The organism is Arthrobacter livingstonensis, from assembly GCF_003219815.1.
GTDB lineage: Bacteria > Actinomycetota > Actinomycetes > Actinomycetales > Micrococcaceae > Specibacter > Specibacter livingstonensis.
In genome coordinates this window covers 22,898-30,184 of record NZ_QJVD01000036.1, presented here as the reverse complement: position 1 = coordinate 30,184, position 7,287 = coordinate 22,898, and the positions used below count along the sequence as shown (strand labels likewise).

7 protein-coding genes are annotated in these 7,287 nt (G+C 65.5%); 1 reads left to right on the top strand and 6 read right to left on the bottom strand.

The annotated features are described in order from the left end of the window. Positions 1–511: 511 nt before the first annotated feature. The 6 genes from CVV68_RS20590 to CVV68_RS20565 form a co-directional block, all read right to left on the bottom strand. Entirely contained in the window at positions 512–1,555 is a 1,044-nt protein-coding gene (locus CVV68_RS20590; RefSeq protein ID WP_110502877.1) for an LLM class flavin-dependent oxidoreductase, read from the bottom strand. Between the two features lie 149 nt (positions 1,556–1,704). Then, positions 1,705–2,940 (bottom strand): pyridoxal phosphate-dependent aminotransferase, encoded by a 1,236-nt coding sequence (locus CVV68_RS20585; RefSeq protein WP_110502869.1) that lies wholly within the window; start codon positions 2,938–2,940, stop codon positions 1,705–1,707. A 182-nt stretch (positions 2,941–3,122) separates the two neighbouring features. Then, complete coding sequence (locus CVV68_RS20580; RefSeq protein ID WP_245933687.1) at positions 3,123–3,908, bottom strand: ABC transporter permease; 786 nt, start codon at positions 3,906–3,908, stop codon at positions 3,123–3,125. Beyond that, on the bottom strand, positions 3,905–4,915 hold the full coding sequence (locus CVV68_RS20575) for an ATP-binding cassette domain-containing protein (RefSeq protein ID WP_110502868.1): 1,011 nt from the start codon (positions 4,913–4,915) through the stop codon (positions 3,905–3,907). Before CVV68_RS20575 ends, CVV68_RS20580 begins: the two co-directional genes overlap by 4 nt. 170 nt (positions 4,916–5,085) lie before the next feature. Further along, entirely contained in the window at positions 5,086–6,027 is a 942-nt protein-coding gene (locus tag CVV68_RS20570; RefSeq protein ID WP_110502867.1) for a permease prefix domain 1-containing protein, read from the bottom strand. Beyond that, positions 6,024–6,401, bottom strand: a complete 378-nt coding sequence (locus CVV68_RS20565) for a PadR family transcriptional regulator (protein WP_110502875.1) — start codon at positions 6,399–6,401, stop codon at positions 6,024–6,026. The genes CVV68_RS20570 and CVV68_RS20565 overlap by 4 nt, the downstream gene beginning before the upstream one ends. Before the next feature lie 200 nt (positions 6,402–6,601). On the opposite strand from CVV68_RS20565, the gene CVV68_RS20560 reads away from it, so the two are divergent. Continuing rightward, the gene (locus CVV68_RS20560; protein ID WP_110502866.1) at positions 6,602–7,237 is read left to right on the top strand and encodes a uracil-DNA glycosylase family protein; all 636 of its coding nucleotides are present in this window, start codon (positions 6,602–6,604) and stop codon (positions 7,235–7,237) included. Positions 7,238–7,287 lie beyond the last annotated feature (50 nt).

Below are 7,287 nucleotides of genomic sequence, written 5' to 3'. Positions count from 1 at the left end.
GCCAAAGGGTTCAATGGAGGGAAGAACAACCGCACCGATGAGTGCCGCCACATCCTGTGTGGCGGGACCGTCCCCGTTGCCGGGGTCAAGAACCGGCTTGCTCATAACACAAATTATACGTGTTCTGTTATTGTTTTTCTATATATATCCGAAGCTTCGTTCTAATCATTTTTGCTGGCTTCCGTGGCCCTGTTGCCTGGGTCCGGCCGGGGTGACGGCCTACGGGGCAGGCGGCCTCCGGAGTCGCCGGCCTCCGCCCGGCCCGACCACCGGAGTCGCCGACCTCCGCCCGGCCCGACCACCGGGGCAGCCGGCCTCCGCCCGGCCCGACCACCGGGGCAGCCGGCCTCCGCCGGGCCCGACCACCGGAAGACGCACCCACTCTAATAGTTCATGGCACCCCTGCTGCGGGAGCGTCCGCCGAAAACGCCCCGAATCTGACGGAGCGTCGGTGCAGGTGTCCGGCGGGCACGCACGGGAGGGCCCACCCGCCGGCACCAATCACCCAACCTCAGCCTTTGCGCAGGTTTTCCCTGACCAGTGGGGCCACCTGTGTGCCATAGAGTTCAATGCTGCGCAGCATGGCCTCATGCGGCAAAGTGCCGTGGCTGTACTTCATGTCAAAACGGGACAACCCCAGCGCCTTGGCCACGGTGGTGATCTTTCGGGCCACGGTCTCCGGCGAGCCCACCATGAGGGCGCCCTTTGGGCTGGCCGTGGCGTTGAACTGCAGGCGGGTCAGGGGCGGCCAGCCGCGGTCACGCCCAATGCTGTTGTGCATTGCCGCGTAGTGCGGCCACAGCTCTTCCATGGCCTGTTCGTCGGTTTCGGCAATGTGCCCGGGCGAGTGCACGCCGATGGGTCGTTCGGGCTGGCCAAACTCCTTCAGGGCGCGGTGGTACAGCTCCGTAAACGGCGCAAACTGCAGCGGCTCCCCGCCAATGATGGCCAGCATCAGCGGCATGCCGTAGTGCGCGGCGCGGACCACTGATTGGGGGCTGCCTCCCACGGCAACCCACGACTTCAAGGTCCCGGATTCAACGTGCGGGTACACCATTTGCTCCGTCAGCGCCGGCCGGGTCTTCCCGCTCCACGAGACCGGCCCCTGCTTCAGCAGCTCGGCGAACAGCTCGAGCTTTTCCTCGAACAATTCCTCATACTGCGCCAGGTCCAGGCCAAACAGCGGGAACGACTCCGTAAACGAGCCACGACCCAGGGTGACCTCGGCGCGGCCGGAGGAAACGGCGTCGAGCGTGGAAAATCGCTGGAAAACGCGGATCGGATCATCGGAGCTAAGGACCGTGACGGCGGACCCGAGGCGGATGCGCCTGGTCTGCCCGGCAATCGCCGCCAACACCATGTCAGGGGAGGAAATGGCGAAGTCGTCGCGGTGGTGTTCGCCGACGCCAAAGTAGTCCAGCCCCAGGGAGTCGGCCACCACGGCCTGTTCGACGACGTCGCGAATCACCTGTGCGGACGGCTTGGCCCGGCCTTCCCCATCCAGGGTGACGTCGCCGAAGGTGTCCAGTCCCAGTTCAAATTCCGCCGCGCCCATGCCTTGCTCCATTTCCTTGCCTCAATCCCCCGCAGCGCCAAAAACCGCCGCTTGAAGAATATGCGTTTGCATCTACCTGAAGAACTTGGGCAACCGCAAAACTATTCCCGGCCGACAGCGCAGGTTGAAGTCCCGGGAAAAACCGCAGGCTACCCCGCGGCCATGGCAGCCTGGCGGCGGTACACGGCCAGGAACGCGGAAATCCGCCGCACTGCCTCCTCGATGTCGTCGATGGAGGGCAGCAGGACGAACCGGAAGTGGTCGGGGGTGGGCCAGTGGAAGGCGGTCCCATGGGAGACCAGGATCTTCTGGTCCTGCAGCAGGTCGATAACGAACTTTTCATCGTTCTCGATGGGGTACATCGCCGGGTCAAGCTTTACAAACAAGTACATGGCACCGGCGGCGGGCACGCAGGAGACTCCGGGGAGCGCGTTAAGCAGTTCAGCGGCCCGGCTCCGTTGCTCGCACAGGCGTCCGCCGGGCTTGGTGAGGTCGTTGATGCTTTGGTAGCCGCCCAGGGACGTCTGGATGGCATGCTGGGCCGGTACGTTCGAACACAGCCGGAGCGAGGCGATGAGCTCCAGGGATTCCTTGAAGCCGGCCATGGCCGCGCGTGGGCCGGACAGCGCCACCCAGCCGGCACGGTAGCCTGGCATCCGGTACGCCTTGGACAGCCCGCTGAAGGTCAGCATGCAGACGTCGTCGGCCAGCGACGCCATGTGGATGTGGGTGCGGCCGTCATAGAGGATCTTCTCGTAGATCTCGTCGGCGAAAATGACCAGGTCGTGCTCCCGGGCCAGCTCGACGAACTGCTCCAGGATGTGCCGCGGGTACACGGCACCCGTGGGGTTGTTCGGGTTGATGAGCACAATGGCCCGGGTGGCAGGGGTGATCCTGGCCGCCACATCCGCCATGTCCGGCCACCACTGGTTGTCCTCGTCGCACAAGTAGTGGACGGGGACGCCGCCGGTCAGGGTGACGGAGGCGGTCCACAGCGGATAGTCGGGCGCGGGAATCAGCACCTCGTCGCCGTTTTCCAGGAACGCCTGCAGGGTCATGGAGATCAGCTCGCTGACGCCGTTGCCGACAAAGATGTCCTCCACGCCGATCTGCATCAGGTTCTTGGTCTGGTAGTACTGCGAAATGGCCGTGCGGGCGGAGAAGATGCCCTTGGAATCGCTGTAGCCCTGGGCGCCCCGCAGGTGGTGGATCATGTCCACGACAATGGATTCCGGCGCCTCCAGGCCAAACGGCGCCGTGTCCCCCAGGTTCATGCGCAGGATCCGGTGCCCCTCCGCCTCCATCTTCTTGGCGGCCACCAGGATGGGACCGCGAAGTTCGTACCGTACATTGGCGAGTTTGCTGGAGTGTTGCATGGGGCGCATGCCTTCAATTTTGACACAGGCCGGGCGCCGGGCCCGGGCTCCGTCCACATGGCGGTCGCCCCGAGGCTGGAATTACGACGCCGTACCCGCCTTGGCTGCCCCCACGTCGCCTGGGCGGCGCCCCGGCCGGGGACGGGAGCGGGGCGCCTCCCTAAGATGGCGCCCCGCTCGAAGTGGGCCTGCTAGGCGGACCGCTGGTAGATGCGGAAAACCCGCGTCGCCAGCCACGTCATCACCACGGCCAGCGCCGCCAACAGGCCCAGGTGGCTCCACACGGAAGCCCAGTCCGGAGCAGCCTGCAGGGCTCCGCGCCCCGCGGCAACAGCCCACTCAAAGGGGTTGAAACGGGCCACCTGGCGCACCCACGCCGGTGAGAGGCCGGTGTCCATGATGGCCGAGCTGAGGAACATCAAGGGGAAGGAAATGACCTGGGAGATGGCGATCAACGCAGTCTGCGCCCGGGCCAGCAGTGCCATCGCGTTCGAGAAGGCAGCGAAGATGAACGTCAGCAGCACGGCGGACAGGAGGAGGACCGCCACACCCGGCCATCCGCCGTCGAACCTGGCCCCGGCCAGCCAGGCCACGCCCAGCACCACCAGGGTCTGGATGACGGTCAGCACTGCCTGGTACAGCATCGTGGCGACAATCAGGGCGCCGCGGCTGGTCGGCGAGGACAGGAACCGGTCCATCACTCCCCTGTCCATGTCCTGGATGTAGCTGGTTCCGGCCCAGGCGCTGCCAAACAGGGCCATCATCATCACGATGCCGGGGGTGAGGAACGTCAGGTAGTTGGCGCCGCCGGAGAAGCCGGGGATGGTAACCACGGACTTGAACAGCTGCCCGAACAGCAGGAGCCAGATGATGGGCTGGATGAGGTTCATGACCAGGTAGGCGGGGACGCGCAGGAACGCGCGCAGCGCCCGTGCCGTGAGGAATGCCGTGTGGCTGGCAGCTGTCATGGCACTCATGCCGCACGCTCCTGCTCGTTGCCGTAAACGCGGCCGGTGTGGCGCAGGTAGACGTCGTCCAGGCTGGGCCGGGACACGGTGGCCGAGGCAACCTCGAGGCCGGCCTCCCCCAACAGCCGCAGCAGCAGCGGCAGGGCGGCGGCCCCGTTGTCGGCCCGGCCGCGCAGGATGTTGCCGTCCAGCTGCGGGCCGCGCAATAGTCCGACGCCGGACAGCGCCTCAAGTGCTCCGCTCACCGGCACTTCGCGTCCCCCGCCGCCGCGCGGCATCGCCAGTTCCACCGTGACGGCGTCGCCGTGGAGACCGTCCTTGAGTTCCTCGGGAGTGCCTTCCACCACCACCCTGCCGTGGTCGACGATGGCCAGCCTGCCCGCCAAACGGTCCGCCTCCTCGAGGTAGTGGGTGGTGAGCAGGATGGTCATTTCCCCGGTCCGGGCCATGGATTCCAGCTCTGCCCACATATCCGCACGGGCCTCGGGATCAAGGCCGGTGGTCGGCTCGTCCAGGAACAGGACCTGGGGGCGGTGCATCAGGCCAATGGCCACGTCCAGCTTGCGGGCCATGCCGCCCGAATAGCCCTTGACCTGCCGGTTGCCGTCGTCGGTGAGGGAGAACCGCGCGAGCAGTTCCCCCGCCCGGGCCTTGGCGGCGGGGCCGGACATCCCCTGCAGGCGTCCGGCAAGCACCAGGTTTTCCCGCCCGGTGTCCAGGGGGTCCGAGACCTGCTTTTGGGCGACGAAGCCAATGGCGCGGCGCACCTCTTCCGGATGGCGTCCGACGTCGATCCCGGCAACAAAGGCAGCGCCGGAGTCGGCGCGGGTCAGGGTGGCAAGGATTTTGACGGTGGTGGACTTACCTGCGCCGTTGGGTCCCAACAACGCAAATATGGTCCCGGCTTCCGCGCTGAAGTTGAGGCCGGCGAGTGCCTCTACGCGGGGCTTGCCGCGCCCGCCGGGATATGACTTGGTGAGCCCGCGGGCTTCCAAGGCTGGTTCCGTGTGTGGCATGACTGGCTCCTTTGGTGGGGAGCCTCCCGGGCAGGTGTCGCTGACGTAAACTTGCAAGTGTGCCTTGAGTAATTGTTAGCGCAAATCCCGTTTGGGAGACTCAATGGTTGATACAGGTGGCCTGGATGCTCGAACATCCGGGCCACCTGTCTTTTTGGGTGGCTGTTTATTTAGGTGGACGGCCGCCTCGGTGCCCCGTTCCCTTTTTGGGTTGGGTGGGCGTTGGCGGGAAACAACATGCGCGCCAGCACGACAAGGGTGGCGGCCAGGGCCGCCAGAAGGGCCAGCCATGACCAGGCAATGCCAACGGTGAAGCTCAGCACCACGAATAGTGCAAAGCCGACAATCCAGATCACCCCGGTGTAAATGCCGAACCGGGCGGCCGACGCCGGATCCTGGGAGAAGCGGTCCTGACCCAAGAAATCGCGCTGGACGGCACGCACCCAGGGCTTCTTCCTGTTGGTTTGGGAGATGCCGAGCTTGATGAAGCCCACCACGGATCCCAGCACCACGAAGATGCCGGCGGCCATCACTCCCGTACCGGCCGCGCCAACCAACGAGCACAAGGCCAGGCCGACGACGGCGGCAGCTGTGGCCGCACCGTAGGAGATCGCACGGCGCGGGGGAACGGGAAAGTTCTGGCTCGTCTCCTGCCGCAGGCTCCACGTGACCACGGCACCGGCTGAAACCGCCAGGGCGAATCCGGCAAGGACAGCCGTCGCCGCACCTCCGGACGTTCCCACGACCAGGACGAACAGCAGCAGAGCCGCCAGCGCAACAACGCTCAACAGCACGATCCCAATGACGAAGCCGGACCGGGGCTTGACCCGGTTCCGGCTGTACTCCCGCGCCTGGACCACGGCGGGGCTGGCGGGGTCCCCCGCCGCCCCGGCCGTGTCCTGGCCGATGAGCTCGCCAAGGTCGCCCAGTTCTGCAACGGCAGTTGCCGCCGCCTCGCCCTCGGGGACGCCGGCAACCTTGAGCTCGGCGACCCTCGCCAACAGGTTGGAACGGATCTCCTCCTTCAAGTCCTGCAGTTCGGCAGTCATGGCCACGCCGGCAAATGCCTCGTCGAGGTAGCGGTGGATGTTGGAGTGCCCGGCACCGCTCATGACTGGCCGCCTTTCAAATTCAGGAGTGTGTTGATGATCCGCTGGGTGGCCGTCCAGTCCCGGACGTTTTGCTGGTACACGGCCCGGCCAGCGTCCGTGATCCGGTAGTACTTGCGCCGGCCGCCCTGGGTTTCATCGCCCCAGCTGGCCTCGACGAGCCCGTCCTTCACCAGCCTGCGGTAGGTGGCGTAGAGCGTGGCTTCCTTGATCTCATACAGCCCGCCGGTGGCGTCGCGGATCATTTTGTAAATCTCAAAACCGTAGCGTTCGGCATCCCGCAGCACGGCCAGCACGATGGTGTCCGTATGCCCTCGCAGCAGGTCGGCCGCAAAGGGTTCCGCCTGCGGCACCGTACCCTCGGTGTTCTGCGTCATGTCCACTACTATATCAGATCAACTACTTCAGGTACCGGAGCTGTGTTGACTTTCTCACAATCGTTCCCGCCGGCGGGGGCTAGCATAAACCTCCCGCGCCCATGGACAGCGGAACATTGGTAGGCTGAAACGTTGGATCAAGGCCCTTTTGGGGAAGCGCCTCTCACCTCACTCTTACCCTCAAGGAGACCAAGCCCTCAATGACATCCGTGGCAACTGAATCACTGCGTGAACAGCTCTGGGACCGTCGATACGACGAGAACATTGCGCCCGTTACCGAGCTCTGCGACACCCTGGCGCAGGCCCGGCCTGACCAGCAGCTTGCCTATGTGGATCCCGTTCACGACATTGACCAGTGCCGCATCATCAGCTTGTTTTCCAATGTGGGCGAAATTGACCCGTCCGGGTTCATCACGGCCGGTGACGAGCAGGCCGCCACCCGCCTGCTGGGCATCCACTGGCAGATTGGCCTGCGCCCCAGCTACGTCATGCCCTGGAATGTGCATCCCTGGTTCACGCCCGGCGAAGCCAACGGCCGCTTGACGGCACCGCAGATCGAGCAGGGCCTGCGTCCGCTGGTGAAGTTCATGACTTTGGTGCCGCGTGCCTCGGCCCTGGTGGCCCACGGCACCGAGGCGCACCGCCTGGCCGACCAGCTGCTGAAGGCCCAGGGCCCCATGCTCTACAAGCGCGGCTTCAGCATCTACAAGGTCCGCTCCCTCAGCGGCCGCAGCTTTGCCGGTTCGCAGGAGCGCCAGGCAGGCTGGCTGCTCGAGTCGGCGAAGGCGTACGCGGAATCCATGACCCGCAACGGCATAGCCGTCAAGGGCCGCTAACCCGTCCCAGCCATGCGCCAGGAGCTGTCGCGCTTCCGACACACGGTTGT

What these genes read in the sequence shown, in the direction of transcription:
- CVV68_RS20580 (WP_245933687.1), bottom strand. Translation starts at nt 3,908, where the DNA reads ATGAGTGCCATGACAGCTGCCAGCCACACGGCATTCCTCACGGCACGG.
- CVV68_RS20585 (WP_110502869.1), bottom strand. Translation starts at nt 2,940, where the DNA reads ATGCGCCCCATGCAACACTCCAGCAAACTCGCCAATGTACGGTACGAA.
- CVV68_RS20565 (WP_110502875.1), bottom strand. Translation starts at nt 6,401, where the DNA reads ATGACGCAGAACACCGAGGGTACGGTGCCGCAGGCGGAACCCTTTGCG.
- CVV68_RS20590 (WP_110502877.1), bottom strand. Translation starts at nt 1,555, where the DNA reads ATGGGCGCGGCGGAATTTGAACTGGGACTGGACACCTTCGGCGACGTC.
- CVV68_RS20575 (WP_110502868.1), bottom strand. Translation starts at nt 4,915, where the DNA reads ATGCCACACACGGAACCAGCCTTGGAAGCCCGCGGGCTCACCAAGTCA.
- CVV68_RS20560 (WP_110502866.1), top strand. Translation starts at nt 6,602, where the DNA reads ATGACATCCGTGGCAACTGAATCACTGCGTGAACAGCTCTGGGACCGT.
- CVV68_RS20570 (WP_110502867.1), bottom strand. Translation starts at nt 6,027, where the DNA reads ATGAGCGGTGCCGGGCACTCCAACATCCACCGCTACCTCGACGAGGCA.